Source organism: Lentilactobacillus fungorum, from assembly GCF_016860605.1.
In the GTDB taxonomy this organism is placed as follows: domain Bacteria; phylum Bacillota; class Bacilli; order Lactobacillales; family Lactobacillaceae; genus Lentilactobacillus; species Lentilactobacillus fungorum.
The window spans coordinates 129,380-148,395 of sequence record NZ_BNJR01000010.1; the positions used below are offsets into that span (position 1 = coordinate 129,380).

Annotated in this window: 11 protein-coding genes; 6 read left to right on the forward strand and 5 right to left on the reverse strand. The window is 42.4% G+C overall.

Annotated features, from left to right (window positions below; genetic code table 11):
• The first annotated feature begins 3 nt into the window (after positions 1-3).
• Positions 4-1,908, forward strand: a complete 1,905-nt coding sequence (locus YK48G_RS04900; RefSeq protein WP_203629608.1) for a S53 family peptidase — start codon at positions 4-6, stop codon at positions 1,906-1,908.
• A 454-nt stretch (positions 1,909-2,362) separates the two neighbouring features.
• Here YK48G_RS04900 and YK48G_RS04905 read toward each other — a convergent pair whose 3' ends face one another.
• Both YK48G_RS04905 and YK48G_RS04910 read right to left on the reverse strand, forming a co-directional pair.
• A complete protein-coding gene (locus YK48G_RS04905; RefSeq protein ID WP_203629609.1) occupies positions 2,363-2,584 on the reverse strand; it encodes a P8 family protein in 222 nt (73 codons plus the stop codon).
• 87 nt (positions 2,585-2,671) lie between these two features.
• Positions 2,672-3,049: a glycine cleavage system H family protein gene (locus tag YK48G_RS04910; protein WP_203629610.1), complete on the reverse strand. Its 378-nt coding sequence runs from the start codon at positions 3,047-3,049 to the stop codon at positions 2,672-2,674.
• 83 nt (positions 3,050-3,132) lie between these two features.
• Between YK48G_RS04910 and lplA the strand changes: the two genes are divergently transcribed.
• Complete coding sequence (gene lplA / locus YK48G_RS04915; protein WP_203629611.1) at positions 3,133-4,146, forward strand: lipoate--protein ligase; 1,014 nt, start codon at positions 3,133-3,135, stop codon at positions 4,144-4,146.
• A 243-nt stretch (positions 4,147-4,389) separates the two neighbouring features.
• Complete coding sequence (locus YK48G_RS04920) at positions 4,390-13,848, forward strand: DUF7601 domain-containing protein (RefSeq protein WP_203629612.1); 9,459 nt, start codon at positions 4,390-4,392, stop codon at positions 13,846-13,848.
• A gap of 113 nt (positions 13,849-13,961) precedes the next feature.
• Here the strand turns inward: YK48G_RS04920 and YK48G_RS04925 are convergent, their stop codons facing one another.
• Positions 13,962-14,543, reverse strand: coding sequence for a YdeI/OmpD-associated family protein (locus YK48G_RS04925; protein ID WP_203629613.1), 582 nt, complete (start codon positions 14,541-14,543; stop codon positions 13,962-13,964).
• A 675-nt stretch (positions 14,544-15,218) separates the two neighbouring features.
• Between YK48G_RS04925 and YK48G_RS04930 the strand changes: the two genes are divergently transcribed.
• Positions 15,219-16,247: a ketopantoate reductase family protein gene (locus YK48G_RS04930; protein ID WP_203629614.1), complete on the forward strand. Its 1,029-nt coding sequence runs from the start codon at positions 15,219-15,221 to the stop codon at positions 16,245-16,247.
• A gap of 102 nt (positions 16,248-16,349) precedes the next feature.
• Here the strand turns inward: YK48G_RS04930 and YK48G_RS04935 are convergent, their stop codons facing one another.
• Positions 16,350-17,276 carry an anti sigma factor C-terminal domain-containing protein gene (locus YK48G_RS04935; RefSeq protein ID WP_232365286.1) on the reverse strand — a complete coding sequence of 309 codons (927 nt, stop codon included), beginning with the start codon at positions 17,274-17,276 and terminating at the stop codon, positions 16,350-16,352.
• A complete protein-coding gene (locus YK48G_RS04940; protein WP_203629616.1) occupies positions 17,269-17,760 on the reverse strand; it encodes an RNA polymerase sigma factor in 492 nt (163 codons plus the stop codon). The genes YK48G_RS04935 and YK48G_RS04940 overlap by 8 nt, the downstream gene beginning before the upstream one ends.
• 66 nt (positions 17,761-17,826) lie before the next feature.
• Between YK48G_RS04940 and YK48G_RS04945 the strand changes: the two genes are divergently transcribed.
• On the forward strand, positions 17,827-18,060 hold the full coding sequence (locus tag YK48G_RS04945) for a hypothetical protein (RefSeq protein ID WP_203629617.1): 234 nt from the start codon (positions 17,827-17,829) through the stop codon (positions 18,058-18,060).
• Positions 18,061-18,092: 32 nt separating this feature from the next.
• Positions 18,093-18,893 (forward strand): hypothetical protein, encoded by an 801-nt coding sequence (locus tag YK48G_RS04950; RefSeq protein ID WP_232365287.1) that lies wholly within the window; start codon positions 18,093-18,095, stop codon positions 18,891-18,893.
• The last annotated feature ends 123 nt before the right edge of the window (positions 18,894-19,016 follow it).

A 19,016-nucleotide genomic window follows, 5' to 3' on the forward strand; every position in this document is an offset into this window, starting at 1 on the left:
TTAATGATGATTTCAAAGAAAAAACGACTCACGATTGTGACATTGGGGAGTTTGTTGGTACTTGGCGCCAGTGTCAGTCTTGGCACTGACTCGGCTAAGGCGGCGGCTAAAACTACTGTCGTCAACGTGGCGTTGAAACCGACTAACCAAGCAGATTTAACGAACTATGTTTATAACACGGTCGACCCAACCAGCGCGCAGTATCATCAGTATTTGACACCGGCAGCGTTTGCCGATAAATTTGGTCAATCCGATAGCTACATTCAGTCATTTAAGAACTATTTAAAAAAGTATCACGTTAAAGCAGTCGCTTATCCAGGCAACATGTCGCTAAGGCTCACTGCAACGACGACTAACATGAAACGGGCCTTTGAAGCAAAAAACGTTCCGGCGGCCAAAAAGGGGTATCCGGCTAAGACCCGCTATAAGTTACCTGGTAAGTTATCTTCTAAAGTCGTTGCAGTTATTGGCTTGTATGGCCAGCAAACTAAAAAGGCTACCAACAAGACAGCTAAGAAGGCGCATACTGCGCTGACAGCCGATTTGCCAACTACTTCGACGAAGCCTGATACAACATTGGCCGGCAACGCGTTTTCTCGAAAGTACGGCGCCGCTAAGTTTGCGAATGCCTACAAGTTAAATACCCTATATAATCGGGGGTTGCAAGGCCAAGGTCAACGAATTGGGATTATCAGTTATAGTGATATTCACAACAGTGATTTGACAACATACTGGCGCCAATCCGGGGTTAACGATGATGTGAGCCGAATCCATCGAATTTACACGGTGGGAACAAAGGCTGACGCGCAAAAATCGCTAAATGACTCGTTAGGCGGCTTGCAAACGGAAGCAACGGTTGATGTCCAATCAGCTTCGTCAGTTGCCCCGCAGGCAGATATTGATTTCTATGTTGGCAATTTGAGCGGTACGAAGACGTCTGATGCTTCTACGTATTTTGCTTCGTTTATGACTGCCGTTTCCAGTAACCAAGACAAGCAAATTTCGACCAGCTTTTCCCCAGACGAAGAAGCGGCAGCTGAGTGGGGCGACCCAAGTACGTCAGTTAAACAATATAGTAATGCCTTTAACCTATTGTTAGAACAAGCGGCTGCTCAAGGAATTACGGTCTTTAAGTCAAGCGGGGATTATGGGCGAACCAGCCAATCATCGTTAAAGGAAATTCATTCGATGTCGTCTTCGCCTTATCAAGTCATCGTTGGTGGGACGACGCTGCCGTATCAAAAGATCATTAATAATAAGCTAATTGACATCCCAACAGAACGCGCTTGGGGCAATGTTAACGCGACGACTGCCAGTGATTTGAAGTACGGCATCTTTGGGGCCAGTGGCGGTGGCTTTTCGGCTTTAAACCCAACGCCGCGATACCAGCAAGGTGTCTCTGGGGTTAACACGTTTAGAGCGGTTAATTACTTATCCGAGCAAAAAAAGACGCATCAGTTTGTGGTCAACAAGAACCCGCACGTTATCTTTGGAACCGGTCATTCACGAAATTTGCCGGATATTTCTGGTAACGCTGATGTTCAAACTGGTTATGCAACTTATATTTCTGGGAAGGTTATTTCCGTCAAAAACGTTGGCAAACATCGAAAGATTATTAAAACGCCATCTAAACAGTGGTCGGTTAGTGGTGGAACCAGTTATACGTCACCTCAAATGGCCGCAGCTAACGCGGTGATGAATAGTGGCCGTCAAACGCCAATTGGCTTTTGGAATCCGCAGATTTACCAGTTTGCCCAACAGGCTGACAGCCCGTTCACGGTTCTCGACGGCACTGAGAATAATAATTTGTACTACACAGGCCAACCGGGTAAATTGTACAACCAGGCAACTGGTTTAGGAACGATTAATTTTGAGAAACTTTATGATAAGTTTGGTAGTGAACAGTAGAACAGTGGTTGGTTTTAGAAATTAATGAGCAGCGCCATTATCCTCGGTTGGGGATGATGGCGCTGCTCGTTTAGGATTTTAATTTGGGTAAGAAGCGGTGGGCTGGTTCTGGTTAGTTTAGCTGGCGCAACGTGCTCCGCTGGGCAGAAACTTCTACATAAGCACCTCAAACAAAAATTCCAAGCCCGGGAATTTCTGCCTGAGGAGACTTATGTTCCAGTTTCTAACCGCCCAGCTCCGCACTTGGTTCTTGGCAGCCGAGTCGAAACGTGCTCCACAAAGCAGAAACTTCCGCATAAGCACCCCTAACGCAAATTCCAAGCCCGGGAATTTACGTTAGGGGACCTTATGCTCCAGTTTCTAATCGCTTTGTTCCGCACTCTGGACGCCTTCAGCTTTCTACAAAAAAGACATTCACGCTTTTGCGTGAATGTCTTTTTTGTAGAGCTGAAGGCTACTTTTTGAGTAACTTCTCAGCATCAGCTTGAAGATCGTCAGTTGACATATTCATGTATGGTTCCATGTCTTTTTCAGTCTTCATGGTGTCATGGTCGTTCTTTTCCATATAATAATCCCACAAAGCATCTCGTACCGGAATATCACTATCGCTCCAGTCGAATGCCTCACTCATCTTTTTGTTCAACAATGGGGATTCTGCACCTGGTTCTTCTGCCATTAGTAAATACCTCCTTCTGTGTGTCTAATTCTATTATAGTTCAAATTTGAAATTTGGCGCAAAAATTGTTCAAACAAATCAAACTCGCTACTTAGCTGGCTCAATTTTCATAATCCAGTTGACCTGGGGGTTGGGTTGATTGAGTCGGTCAATGTCGTCGCCAATCTCGTGGTTGCGCTCGATAACTCTTCCCGAAACGGGAGATTTAAGCGTTTCAACAGATTTATCACCCTCGATGTCCAATAGGTCATCATCGATTTCGATGTTGGTGAGTTGGGTTGGAAAATCGGCGAAAGTAATTTTGCCAATTTGGTCGTAGACTGACCGATCAATACCCAGTAAATAATCGCCGTTTTGGTCCCGAGCGTACCAAACGCCGCTTTTGACCTTAATATCGGAGAGTTGCGGTTGTTTACGGCGTTTAAACAAGTTAACAAATTTCTGCCAAATTGAAGTTGTTTTCATCACGATCACGCCTTAGTATTGTTTACCTAGATTATAACGTATAATTGTCAATAGAACTAAGATTCTGCAGGAGGCGATTGCCAATGTATTTAATTGACATTTCCAGAAACGGGCAGCCCGGCTACGACGCGCGGGTGAATCAATCCTTGGATAATTATTTTGTGAACGACCTTAAGCTGCCAGGGCATGGATTGATGTTTTATATCAACCAACCCTCAGTCATCATTGGCCGCAATCAAAACGTTTGGGCTGAAGTCGACATTGACTATTTACACGCCCATGACATTCAGTTGGTAAGAAGAACGTCTGGCGGTGGGGCCGTTTATCACGATATGGGAAATTTCATCTTTGAAAACATTCTATCAGCTGATACAACAAACTTTGGTGACTATGCGCATTTCGCCGGACCAGTGCTGGCGGCCCTGCGGAAGTTACATCTCGATGTTCAAATGAAGCCCAACAGCAGCGACCTGGTTTTAGATGGCAAGAAGTGGTCAGGGATGACGATGTTTAAAAGTGGCCAAGGTGTCGCGGCCGGCGGGACGATTATGTATGACCTTAATATTGAAAATGCCAAGCGGGTGTTGACCGAAAACCAAGTTGAGAAGCAAAAGGGCTTGGGGGTTCGTTCCAAACGGAGCCCGATGGTCAATTTGAAGGACTATTTGCCGGCTGGGATGACGATGGCCGACTTTCGGGAGTACTTGCTCAAGGAGATTTTTCAGGTGCCTTCCCTAGATGATATTGAAGTTTATCACATGACCGATGAGGATTGGCAGAAAGTCGATCAGCGACTAGCCGAAACCTATGGGACCGATGAGTGGAATTACGGGCATAACCCGGGGTACTATGACTACGCGGACCGGGAGCTGGCTGAAGGTAAGCTGGGGATGAATTGGACGATTGAGGATGGTAAAGTGCGCCATCTCAAATTTAATCCCTTTTTTGAGGCCGGCGATGATTTGAGAACGGTTGAAACTGAGCTGGTCGGCAAAAAGCCAAGTAACTGGAATATAACTCGAGCTGTTAAAAAAGCAAAACTAAAAAGTACTAATAACAATTCATTGATTGAATTCATTGAAGATCACTTAAAGTAAAATCACAGAATCATCACAATAAATTATGCCATTCACTAGTTGGATGGCGTTTTTTTACGCCTAAAATTTAGCCTAAGCAGATGATTTTTCGGTGACTATATTACACTTTGTGAATGAATATTCGGGATTTCGATTATCAAATATAAAAATTCACAATTTCTTTTTAAATTCGCCTAATTTTATTGATAATCTTATTTTGTTAATAAGATAAAGGTAATTGTTAGAATTTGTGGAGGGAAAATTATGAAATTATTAAAGAAGGGATTTATCGTACAATTCATTGGCGTTTTGACCCTAGTGTTCGGTAACTTTTACACCGCAGGGGCAGCAGTGGCCGATGTGGTGGCAACCGATGAAATTGCAGTTAAAAATGCCAAGTTAATTGACGATAAACGACAATTAGTAACGAATGCTAAAGTTGGCGATAAGGCAAACTTAGCCTTTGACGCAACGGTCGGGTCACTGTCACGGTCGGGCAAGGTGGCTTTTGACTATGATGAAGATGTTTTAAAGATTAAGAAGGGTAAATACAAGTTTAAGAATGACAGCACTAAAGTGGTCGTAGATATCGATGGTAAGGATTCGACGATCGAATGGCGTCATGCGATTGATAAGACCGATTTGGAAGTGGTCTTGCCGGTTAAGTTCAATAGGCCAGTTGATCGGCGTGAATTGACCGTGGCAGTTGACGAAAAGGAAATGAAGTTGCCGACGTTGACGGTGGTGAGTCGAGATGCCAAGGGGGCCAGAGACAACACTAGCAGTAAGAAAGTCGATGGCAACTTACAAGACGATAATTTGGTGAATAAGGTGTTAGCCGAAGCGGAACAGGATGAAGCAGCCAGTGACCAGGTTGAAGCGGCAAAGCAGGCCGAAGAAGCTCAAAAGCAGACGGCAAAGGAACGGGAGGATAAGAAGAAAGAAACCGAAGCTAAAGAGAGCCAAGCAGAAAAAAAGGAAATAACCTCAAAGGATTCAGCTGAGCAGCCAGTTCAAGCAGAGTCCAAAAAAAATGAAATTAACGCAAATTCTTCTCAGGCTGACGAGATTGAAGAACCAGAACAATCTGACAGTGATAAGGCCAAAGAATTTGTGAAGGAAAAACGGGAAGCAGATCAAAAAGCCGCTGAAGAGAAGAGTCGAAAAGCGGTTGAAAATTTGAAGAAGGCCGCTGAAAAGGATGCTCGGAATTCTCAAAGTACTAATCAGAACAATAGTGGTATCCAAAGAAGTTCCGGTAACAATAAAGAAAGCCAAACTCCCGGCGATTCTTCTTTAGCAAGTGTGGACGTTGCTAAGAAGGCGTTGGCGGGGGATGATGATGATGATGATGCGGATGGGGCAAGTGGAGAATCGTTAAGATCAACTCTTCCGGTGAACGGAGTTTTTCGTGACAAAAACGGGTCACGCAACCTCGGCAAACTAAATTACTTTTTTGACACGATCCAATTAACGGATGATGAGGGCAATAAACAGTTTATTGATGGAACCCTCAATGATAGTGTCTCTATTCCAGCATCTTTCAGAAATAGTAAGGAAATCACAATCAACTGGAGCTGGAATACTCAAAGTATTAATGAACTTAATAAATTGAATCCAGTAATTCAAGATGGGGATTACTATACTTTCCAAATTAAGGGATTTGAGTATGCATATAAAAACGGCAATAGTGATAGCACGGATATAAAAACACCTAATGGCAAGACAATTGGAAAATTCACTATCTCGAAAACGGGTGAAGATGATATTCAAGAAGTTAAGATCGACTTTACACCAGGAGTGGACACCGGAGAAAATCGGATTGAATATGGTGCAAGCGCGAAAACAACTTTATCACAAGATGCTGAAACTTTTAGCTTCGGTGAAATTGCTAGTGACGAGCATAAAATTACAGTTGAAAAAGGAAAACTTGACCTTAAGAAGGCTGGGAAGTACAAAACTGACGAAAATGAACAGGGAGTCCAAATTACTGACTACAGTAAGTTACATTGGACGGCCAATTTTGAAACAGAGGATGCCCTAGATGAAGTAACTTTACAAGATGAATTTGGTGCGGGGTATGATTTTCAGGGGGCGACGTACAAATTTACGATTACGCCAAATGAAGGGAAAACCGTGACTATATCGAGTAGTGATACTGACCAGACTATGTATAAAAAGGTTGTTGGGAATAGCCAGATTGCTCAAAGAGCCAATTTTAAGTTCATTGCAAGTGAGCTACTTGGAGAAAGCAAGAAAATAAAAGCTATCCAAGTTGATGTAATTGCGGACATTACTGATTTTGTTAATTACAATGAATATGTCAATAAAATCCAAGTATCCTTCTGGAAGAATGGAAATGATACTGGAAATAATGGACCTTGGGCACAAGCTAAGGTGAGCAATGATCGCAGAATGCTGAATAAAAAGGCCGAGATTGTTAAAGGTGGCAATGTAAAATATACTGTGAGGTTTACTGTATATGACGCAGATGATATTAAAAATCTCGTGATGACAGATACATTGGGATCAGAATTATTTAAGTATGTAAACGAGTCGTTTGTGTTAGAACCGATGGAAAATGAGGCAAGCATTAATGATTATGTTACCTTTAAATTTACTAATAATGATTCAAGTGACACTGGAAAGGCAAGCTTCTCTGCACAATTTAAGGAAAAAATAAAAGAAAATGTGGCTGAAAATAACCCGATCACCTATGAGTTGTCTTACGAGGTTACCCCTAAAGATCCTAGCAGTATTAAAGATGAAAACTACAAGGATCTAACCAACACAGTTACGTGGAAAGGGACAAGTAAATTTGAGTCGGTTGAGGATCCCAAATTCAATGTAAAGACAAGCTCTGGTGCTAATTGGACTGACTTTACTACTGATTGGACATTTGAAGTTAACAAATTCGATCGGAACGTCAAATTTCCGATTGTGATTACGGAGCCCGCCGAAGGGACGACTAACGATTATTTGAATTTCAGCGAGTTCCACGAAACAATTCGGGAAAATGCTAAGAAAGAGGGTTTTAACATTGCTAATTATATTCAAATTTATGCTAATAATGGGGCAGGCTATTTGAAACAAGAAGTAACGCTCGAAGATGTCTGGGATGGTCCCCACCAAGGTGTTGAATATAATTGGAAAGACAGCGATGAGTCAGCGTTTATAATCCAAAAAATAAAAGATAGCAATGACTTTAAGTTGTCTATTAAGAGTTCACCGCCTAAAATGAGTACTAAAAATTTTAAGATTGAACTGAAGCAAGTACCAATTAACAAAGAAGCGTTAGCAACGGCTAAAAATACTGTTTGGAATATTAGAAATTGTGCTGATATAGAATACGGCGAAAAAGAGATCGATAAAGTTTGTGCCTCCGTTGCATTGCCTAAACTAGTTCGAGAAAACATTTCCAAAGTCGGTACGTTATCAGAAGATTTCAGTAATTCAAAGAGTAATCGTCAAATCCACTGGACATCCAGCTTCAACTTCAAAGATTATTTAGACGCTGCTGGTAAATTCACAGTTACTGATAATTTTGGTGAAGGCGATTCTATAATCAGCTACAAAAATGATAAACCTGAAACCGAGCGAAAACAATTGCAAAGTATTGATTATGATCAAAATGACCCAGCCAAAAATATCAAGGTATCATTTGGCAAACTAAACGAAAAAGGGGACCAGGTCGAAAAATATGCAGAAAACACGGATGACTTTTACACCTTATCCTTTAAGAACTTAACTCAAACAAGTTTTGAACTTCAAATTGAGTTAACTGATAAAGGAAAACAATTCATTAAAGACGAAGGCTACAACGTTATCACTTTAGACTACAGCACAAATGTAGAAAGCTTATCGCTTGATTCTAAAGAGAACTATGAACACTTAAAGGAGTGGTTATTTAATAATAATGTCTCTGCGTCTGGAATAACCAGTAAGGAACTAAAGGCGTCAGCCCAAACGTACTATATCGATGCAGGCTATTTATTAGATAAAAGTGGCCAGAAAGAAATCATCAATGATAACGGCCGAGACATTACGGCTATCAAATGGAATGTTTTAATAAATGGCGAAGAAAAAGAGTTTACTGGTCCAATCCAATTGGTTGACCAGATCACTGGTGGTAAGCATAATCATTTAAGAGCACAACAGGACGACTACCATGTCAAGATTTACGAAGCAAAACGAGTGAAAGCCCAAGATAAAGAAAAGCACAAAGTTGAGTACGAACCGGGTACCCCAATCAGTTCAAATAACTATACTCTTGAATACTCTCCGGAATTGGATAAGTTAACTATCCAATTCAAAGAGGGGTATCAGCTAAACGGACCACTCATCGTTCAGTACTACACTGAAATTCAAGATACAACCGGTGCTGACTTCGAAAATAAAGTGACTCTAAGTCTTGGGACAAAGGAGTTTACACAAGGGACAGTTCTTGAGTCAGGAATTTCCGCTTGGGGTAATATTAAGCACTTTAGTGTGAACGTCATCAAACGAGATGATATAACCAGCGATCCGCTTGAAGGAGTTGAGTTTAAGCTTCAGAAAATGGGTACGGAGGGCAAATGGCAAGATGTCATGACACCGGCTGATCAGGGCGAGGGCAGCCCAGAAGTCTATAAATTAAAAACAGGTAAGGATGGCACGGCAACCTTTATGGATCTCACCGCCAAAGGAACGTATCGGATTGTCGAGACGGAAGGGCTGAGTGGCCGGTTCACACAATATGAATCCGGATCGTTTACAATGGCTGATGTCGAAAAAGATAAGACTGTCTACGTTCTCGAAGTAGCCAACCCATACGACGGTGACTTAATCATCAAAAAGGAAGTCAACAGTCATGGCCTGGACACTTCAAATGATGAGTTCACCTTTGACGTTAAAGCAACCAATGGATTATCAGCAGTTAATGAAGATTTCAATGGCGACTTTGAATATGCTGTATTTGATAAAGAAGGTAAACCTGTACTAGATGAAAACAATAATGACGTTAAAGGCACAGTGACCTTCAAAAGCGGAACTGCCACTGGACTGCCAGCAATTAAGGATGGTCAACAGCTCAAAATTTCTGGCTTGCCGCAGAATCAGCATTTCAAAATCACAGAGTTGGATGCCGAGAAGTATGACACGATTCACCAGTTAGAAAATATTTCTAGCAACTCATCTATTAGACTTAGAGGAAAAGAAACCAACCCGTTCAAACTCCAACAGGGCGAAGAGACCGATAACACGATTGCCACTTTCACCAATGCCATCGAGCCTGGCGAATTCTCCTTCTCCAAGACAATTAAAGGGCCGAACACTGCAAATGATCAGGATAAGCAGTTTGATTTCTACCTTGAAGCAATGGACAAGGATGGCAACAGAGATGAAACCTTCTCTGGAGATATCGAGGGCTGGAAACATGCTGGTGGAAGCGATACAAAGGTGACATTCCATTTCAGTAGTGGTAAGGCGACCAAGATTACCATTAATGGTAGTACTGAAGCTATCCAACTTCGCGACGGCGAAAATTACCATGGCATTAAACTGCCGAAGAATGTGCAGTTTAAAGTATATGAACGGCAAGACGACACGTATAAGTATACGAGGTACACAATTGACGGCCATAACCACGGTAAAGCGCCTTCCAAATCGGATGGGGATGGTGATTACCACTATGTTGGACCAATTAACACGGATGGAAGACATCTGAAGTTCATCAACGAACAGAAAGAAAATTCGTTTGAATTTGAGAAGAGAGTTAGTGCAACACAGTCTGAAGATAACTTCCTGTTTAATATTGAAGCTGGTAATAAGGAAACTAAAGAAGCTGTTTCTAGCAAGCAAGATGAAGATGATAAAAAATACAACGCGTCTGTTGTGAATGTTAACAGCGGGAATACGATCACAAAATATAAAATTATTTTTGATGAAGATGGCAAGGCAAAAATAGATGGTCAAAATAAAGATCCTTACAACATCCCACTGCAGCATGGTCAAAAATTTGTCATCACCGGTTTACCAATTGAAGCAACCGAATTTAAAGTAACGGAGCTAGAATTTCCAGAGGAGCCCGGTTGGGATTGGGATGTTTATCATCAGGTTGATGGTGATTACGAACGTGAAGGCAATGAAGCATATTTGACGCTTAACCGTAAAGGTAGTCGCAACGCAATTCTGTTTAGAAACTTGCCACCAGAACTGGTTTCCTTCAAAGTTAAGAAGACTGTCAGTGGTGTGGTGCCTCCGAAGGATAAAAATTTCGAGTTTAAATTAACGATTAAGAACCCTCAACCTGATTGGGGCGAGAAAAAGAATTTCCGAGCAATCAAGAGTGGTGATCTTGAAGAATTTAATCTGACGTTTACTAAGGATGAAGATGGTGAGACGTACAGCACGACCAAATCCATTAAGGTAAATGAATCGCTGACTGTCTTTACACCGAAGGGCCTGAAAATTAATATTGAGGAAAAGACTCGTGATGGCTACGAAGTGAGTCACCAATATGGTGATCATAATGAGTCTGGCCATCAACATCAGATTGTGACTGGTGAAGGAGATTGTGGTCAATCATGCCTTCCACCACTCATTTTTAACAACCATGTACCAGGAACGGCTGTAGAAATTGAAAAGGGACTTGCAGGTAATAATCTCAGTTCATCTGATTACAAAAAAACGTTTAACTTTGCGATAACAGCAACGGGTCAAGATAACCAAATGATTTCTATGAAAACTCAATACAAACTTGAATCAACCAACGGTGAGGTAAAAACCGGATTCATTGAGTTTGAAGATGGCAAAGTTGCAAAGGTCGATGATAAAGAGACCACTCGATTACAACTTAAACGTGATCAAAAGATGACCATTTTAGGGCTTCCGGCAGGAACTAAAGTTGTGATTGCTGAAACAAATGCCTTTGGTTATATTTCAAGTCATATCTTAAATGGTGGTTCTGAAGTTCAAACTAATAAAACAGAACCTTTTAAGACAAGTGAGGAGAAACTTTCAAAGGTTAAATTCATCAACACTAAGAAGAATGTAAGTTTGAAAATTAGTAAGCATCTGGCAGGTGCCGGCATTAAGGAAAGTGACAAGTCAACGGAATTTAAGTTTGAGATTTTGGCAACCGCATTGAAGGGTAGTAGCGTCTTGAACGATACTTTCAATGCATGGAAGTATACCAATACAGGTACTACAAAATCAGAAGTTAAATTTACTGATGGTGTTGCTGAAGGCCTCACACTGAAAGATGAAGAGTCAATTAATATCATCGGTTTATCAGATGAATACTCATATAAAATTGAGGAAATCAAAACTGAAGGATTTGAATACGATGTTTCATATAAGTTAAATGGTTTAAGTGAAACGATCGGAAATGCCACTCCTGAAATAACCATTCTGCACAATCAATCAACAACCGTCGACTTCATCAATACTCGTGAAGGAGCCTCACTTGAAATTGCGAAGTTACTGTCAGGTAAGGGAATCACAGATGCTGACCGAAACAAGGCTTTCCAATTCAAAGTGATAACTGATAAATCAGTTGATGGTAACTATAATTACGTGAAAGTTGATGATTATAGTCAAGAAGATCCCGGAACAATTCACTTTACGAACGGTGAGTCGGCTACGATTGAACTTAAAGACAATGAAAAACTGATTATTTCTGGATTGCCAACCAATTCGAAATATATTGTACAAGAGGTTAATGGTGAAGACTTTCAGACAGCGTATAAGATTGACGGGACTGGTAGTCATGAGGGTAAGAAGACTATCCCAATTGCTATGAAGGATGACAAAAAGTCTTCAGTTCTCTTCGTTAACAGCAAAGATGCAAGTTCATTGATGATTCGAAAGACGATCATGGGTGATGGGCTTAAGGAAGGAGACGAGGCTCATCAATTCAAGTTCGACATTAACGTTGTTGAGTTTGAAGGCAAATTGAATTCCGAAGGTTACGATGCGGTGAAACAGAACGCGGATGGAACCAAGGAAAATGTTAAGGTGAAGTTTGTAACTGATGATGAAACTGGTCAGACGAAGAGTACCATCACCCTTCGTCACAAAGAATTCTTAACAATCAGTGGCTTACCGCTCAATGTGAAATTCAACGTTGAAGAAATCAAAGATAGTGCTGAGAATTTTGAAATTAGCCACATCCTGAATGGCGCTCAACTGATGAATACGAACAAGACGACAAACTTTGAACTTCACGGTAAAATGACCCCAGTTGAGTTTGTTAACGCCAAGCACAAACCAGCTAGCGGTTCGCTCCAAATTCAAAAGGAACTGGCTGGCACTGGAATTACCGAAGCTGATGAGGATCAGACATTTGACTTCCAGATTCACTCGGCAATTAGCGGCGAGTTCAAAGCAACCAAGTTTACTCAAAGTGGTTCAGTACAATTACTTGATATCCAATTGAGAAATGATAGGTCAACCACGATTCAATTGAAGGACAAGGAACGGTTAATCATTTCTGGATTACCACTTGATACGGATTTCTCGGTAACGGAATTAGGGGCGACTGATTTCAAGACAAGCTGGGTAGTCAATGATACGAAGACCTATGATGGTAAACAGACTAGTAAGTTTGAGATCCAAGACCAGCAAACCACCCCAGTTCTATTCACCAACGCCAAGCAAAAACCAGCCACGGCTAACTTAAAGATCAGCAAGGCCCTTGCCGGGGATGGCATCACGGCCGCTGATAGGAATCAAGACTTCCGCTTCAGAATCTACTCTGGCGCAAGTGGCACTTACCAAGCCATTAAGAATCACCAGAATAGTGGTACGACGGATAATACGACCGTTACCATTACGAATGGCCAGTCTGAATTGATCACGTTGCGAGCAGGAGAATCCTTACAATTAACCGGCTTGCCGATTGATCACACTTACGCAGTTGGTGAAGAATTCGTTGCTGGCTATGTAACTTCGTACAAGGTCAATGGCGGCCTTGAGACAAGCGGGATGATGACAGCTCCGTTCACGATGATTGCTGACCAAAATGGGATCGTTGAGTTCACTAATACCAAAGCAGGCGAGATTAAGATGGGATCGCTCGCGGTTAATAAATTCGTGAACGAAGCGGGCGATCGGGCCAAAACATTTAACTTTCACATTGAAGTGGTAGATGGGATTGGTAACCCACTGGACGGCAACTTCCGAACGGTGACGACGAGCAATGGTCAAGAGAGTGAAGGGTCGATTCACATTAGTGGCGGAAACGCTACCTTCACGTTAACCCATGGCCAAAGCATCCAGTTCAACTTGCCAATGGGGGCCCGCTATGAAGTCTCCGAACAGGATTACAAGGCCGATGGGTACACGACAACCGTGACAAAACGCGGTGCGGCATACACTGGCACTCATGTATCCGGTACCGTAACGCTTAACGAAGACAAGATTAACTATCACAATGATATTGAAACGGATGATGACGCAACGTTACCACTGCCAAGCGATGAAGACACCCCCGATTCCAGTGCCACGTTAGACGAACCCGATGCCCTCCCAGCAAGTGATGGCACTAACGGAACTAATGGCACTAGCGGCAGCAGCCTTACCAGCCCACAGGCGCTCCCATCAGCTGGTTATACAGGTAAACAGGCATTACCGCAAACTGGCGATAGCGATAATAAGCTGTACGTGGTAATCGGCGTGATCTTGCTAGTAACGGTGACGGTTGTTGGAACAATTTACTACACGAAACGTAAACAGGCGAAATAGAAAGGAATGGTTGATGAGAAAGATGAATCAGGTTTAAAAATGAGCTAACAAAAAGAAGTCCAATGCCGTTAATTATTTATTATTAATCGGCATTGGGCTTTTCATTTGGAAGTTTAACTAAGCCGGCCACCATCGTTCCATGAACCGATCAGCCGATGATCGCGGCAGGCATTGGCAAACTTAGTCATTCTAGTACGAAATAATTTGGGCTGGTTAGCTTTGATTTGGATGGTATCAACTCGTACCCGTTGGTAAAGCGGCGGGCACGAGCAAAAGAATTCCCAGGCGCCAGGTCGTCGTTTTAACGCGCGCTTGATTCTGGGGTCGATTCGAAAGTGGGCAGGATCCATATCTGGCAGCAGGCGTTCACCAGCTGGCGTCATTTTACCCAATGCTTCCATACGCCGACAACGGGCTTTGTTGAGTTCGGACCAGGCACTGTTCGGCTTTCGAGGGACAAACCGCTGCGAGGCGGGCCGTCCTTTGGCAAGTCGTTTATAGGTACTATCAATCCAGCCAAAACACATGGCTTCTTCGACTGCATCAACGTACCAAAAGTGATTAGCGTCTTTAGGAACGCCACGCTTGACGTCTACCCAACATTCAGTTGCCGTTTGGTAATTTGATTTGAGCCAACTGCGAAAGTCGTCGCGGTTAGTGACGGATAAATGATTAATTGGATTTTTGAGCGTCACTTTGCATCATCCCTTTATTCAATTGTACAATTTTGAGGCGCTAAGGGGGATCGGAATTATGAGATTATGGGGGGTGAGATGTCGATGCTTTAATTAATTTTAAATGATAGTCATTGGGTTAAACCGCTGATGGTAAAGGGAATCTAAAAAAAGCATTAGAAAATATTCACATTTAATTTTAAATTACCATTGACAAATCCTAATCAATATCTCATAATACGAACTATCAATTTGAAAGAAGTTTTCGTTAACCTGCTTCGACAGAAAATCCATTCGGCGGCTGAGAGATGGTGTAGCGATTAATGATTGTGACTTTCATGCTTAACCTATAAGTTGGTGAGCGATGAGTAAGCCAGCTTCGGACTTGTCCGTTAGAGCAGTTAACGAGTGGGCACAATGTGTCTATGAAGGTGGTACCGCGGCCAAATGTCGTCCTTTGTCAGAAATGATGAGGGGCGATTTTTTGTGCAGTATGCGGAGCCAAGCGGTTAGAAGCCGGAGCCTAAGTTTTCTTGACCGGAAATCCCGGGCTGGGGTTTGCAAGAAGACTTAGGTGCAAACTTCCGCTTGGTGGCGCATCATTCAGCTCGGCTGCCCAGAACCACAACCACTCGCCAACCTCAAACGAACCAGTAACCCGCTACATATAACCAAACCAAGAAAGGAAATTTTAACATGAAATATACAGTATTAGGCGCAGGTGCTATGGGATTACGTTATGGCGTATTATTACAAGAAGCTGGCTTTGATGTCGATTTTGTCGATACTTGGGATAAGCAAGTGGAAACGATTCGCAGCCAAAAAGGGGTTTATGTTTCTCGTGATGGTCAAAATCGGCATTTAGTGCCCGTGAACGTCTATTATCCAGAAGAGTATCAAGGTGATCCGGATGTTTTAATTGTGTTCACCAAACAGTATCAGTTAGCGGATTTTCTGAAACGCTCTGCCCGCTTCTTTAACGACAAACAATACGTCGTGACCTGCATGAATGGGATGGGCCACGTTGAAAAGCTTAACCAATATTTCCCTAAAGAACGCTTGCTTGGCGGGACGGCCTTGATTGGGACAGTCCTCAATCAAGCCGGTGACGTTGACTTCATTGGGCCAAAGGGCGCCGGTTCGATGAACTTGGCAAATGAAACCGAAAAGCCGGATGCAATGACCCACAAGATTGTCGATGAGTTTACCCAGGCTGGCCTTAACCCGAACTTGACGACAAACTTCTTGGGCACTCTGATGGCCAAAGTGATCTTTAACTCCGTCATCAACACGCTGTGCACGATGTTCAAGATTCGGATGGGCGAATACATCCAATCGCCGGTTGCACAAAAATTAGGTGTTCAATTAATTGATGAAGCCTTTGACGTTTGCGAGCGGGCCGGCATTACGTTATTGAACACGCGCCAAGAAGAGTGGGAGACCGTCAAATATGTCAGCACCGTCTCCAATCCGTTGCATTTCCCATCCATGTACCAAGATATCTCGAAAAATCGCCAAACTGAAGTCGATTACATCAATGGCTACATCTATGACCTCGGCCTCAAATATCATTATGAAGCTAAAACCCATGATTTCTTGAGAAACTTGGTTCATTTGGCTGAATTCGCTGGAACGTTTGACGTTGATGGTTATATGAAGTCAGTTTTGGCAGCGGAGAATGCTAAAAAACAGACCGCTGACCAAAAGGCAGAAGTCGATGCGTAGCTAAGGGATAACAGCCCAATTTTAGAAATGTGGCATTCAAAAAGCCAACTAATCAGGTAGCAAAACCGCCTGGCTAGTTGGCTTTTTGGCTGGGAATCTTAATTAGTAACTCGGTTGAATATAGGGAACTCGTTTAATGGTTGCTCCAGCAGAGCTTTCAGCAATCCAATCTTGGTTAAGCAACTGTTTAAAGTTTTCACTTTTACCGGTTAAGATAATGCCAGCAAATTTAGCCTGTTTCAAGGTTGGATATTTCTTGGCGTACTGGTGGGCATAATCCGTTAAAGAAAAGCCGTTGTATGAGTCTAAAGCCGTGTTGGAAACCTTTTTGAGTGACTTTCTGAAAGCCTGATAACTCAAATTATCTAATTTGCCGCCTCGTTGAATTGACTGGATTCCCAGAAAGTGGTTGTCTTCGATGGTGGGATCTGCTTGACCACCGACTCCCAACCAATACCAATTGGCATGAAGATTACTTGGCAGTCGAGACTGGATTTGACGATAAGTCAACGGCTGCTTGAAGGTGATAGCCATCTCGGCGACATAGCCCTTCATCTTAGCGACCGCTGGTAATTCGGCGGCCTTTTTGATGTTTGGATTTGGCACCTGATTATTGTAAAAAAGAGGAACCTTTTGTTGGGTTAATCGAGTATAGGCCGCTGTCCGGGTGGTATCAATTAGGCTGTTATTTGGTATCCAGTTAAAAGACCAGTTGTACTGGCCGACCGCAGTGGACCACGGAATGCGATAACCGTCGATTTCCTTGTATTGATGGCTAATGACTTTACCACCCCAAATTGAGGTGTCATCAACGATTTGGTCGCTGATCTGAATGTTGGGGGCAGCAATTGCTTGTACAGTCTCCATCTTATCGTTAAGCAGTTGGGTTTGACGACCGGCCAAGCTTTGGGAGAACTTGTAGCCAACCACTAAGACTACGGGGACGGTGACGATGACAATCAAGATAGTGATAAGCCATCGCTTTAGCTTGACTTTAAAAGCCATTTTTTCAAATTGTTCATTATTCATTTGATTCATCACCTAACACCTTTCTTAATTTCTTGCGGATTCGGTATAAGCGCATTTTGATTGCTGCTGGGCTTTTGCCAGTTTGGTGGGCAATTTGGGTGATCGACTGCCCATCAAGGTACTTTGCCTTCAGCAGCTGCCGATCCTTTTTGGCTAATTGATGCAGAACTTTGGCAAGCTTTTCGTGACGATCAGAAGGTATCAGAGGTTGTGGTTGGCTTGCCTCAGGGATCAAAAAGGATTGGAGTAGCTTCTTGAACCGCGTCTGTCGACGATATTGGTCAATGTATTGATTGCGGGCCATTCGGTACATATATGGCCGAATGGCGTTGGGCGGCAAAATCATATCCATTTTGAGAATTTTGACAAAGACGTCTTGAATAACGTCTTCAGCAAGCTCCTTATTAGCGCCCTGATTGATCAAGTAGTGCATTAACTCAATTGAAATATTTTTAATTAGTGTTTCATAATCATCGAGCTTCATGATGCCCCCCTTTCACTAGAGATAACGAATGGGTATGGGAAAAGTAACGGTTATGGAGAATCAGTTATGATGAATTTGAAGAAGATCGTTAATAAGCTTTTGGTGAAAAAGATCAGTGCTTATACTGGCTGCGGGGTTGTTCGGGATTCTTGCACCTCATGCGTCAGTTCAGGTGACGAGGTTATTGGTTCCTTACGGCAATTGTTAACGGTGCTGACGGCGACGATCATTCAGAACAGGCAATTGTTAATTTCCTGGTTAACAACCAAAAAAGTGGTAATTCTAGGTGTAATCCGGTAAACTTTTGAGGAAGTGAATGGAGGAAGTTGACGATGAAAAAAAGATGGTTCACACTATCACTATTGATTGCTTTTGGGCTTGTTGGTTTGAGTTTGGATCAAGTCAGCGCCCATGCCGCGAGTCCCTACAAAGTTACTAAGACGAAATATTATACCGACAGTCGGCCTTTTCACCTTACAAACTTTAAAAAGAATGTCTATGCCTGGAATTTAAACCATACCCGGAAGTTATATAATTTAAGGAACTATCCAAATACGTCATGGCATTTAAGTCGATCGGTAATCTTGACTAAGAATAATAAAAAAAGCGTCTACTATTACGTTGGGGCAGCAACCCCCAACGGGAAGTCTAATGCTCAGGGATATGTATGGCGTGGCTATCTAAAAGCTGGCTATAATCCAAATTACAAAGTATGGAACAACTTAGATATTACCGGCTTTTTAAATGATGAGGACTATCAAAACTATCTTAATCAATCGCCATCTCAATCATTGACACGTCAAGTCTTAAACCTATTTCCTAATACAGCCCTTTCGTTAAACCTATCAAAAGTGGTCGCTAATGGGCCTGATGATTCAAAGTATCGTCAAGAGTTTACTAATATTTTTACAGATAAAAAAGTGAACGATAGTTTTTATCATTCATATTCAAATCAGACGACTGACCAACAAAAATTGACCGCTATTAAGCGTGCCCTTGATGAGGCTGGGTATACTACTCAAAAGCGCGAATCTTTAACTGGATATAAAATCGGTATCTATTATGAGCAAACAAAGTCTTCAGTATATTCTGGAGAAAAGTTTGCCGGCTTAATGCTTGCAAAAGAGAAATAAACCGACAGCCTTTGTTAATAACTGAAACTTGAAAGCTGATAATCCCGCCGTTTCGTTGCGGTCGGCACTTACAGGATTAACAACTAAGAAAGTGGCAATTCTAGGCGTAATCCAGTAGATTTT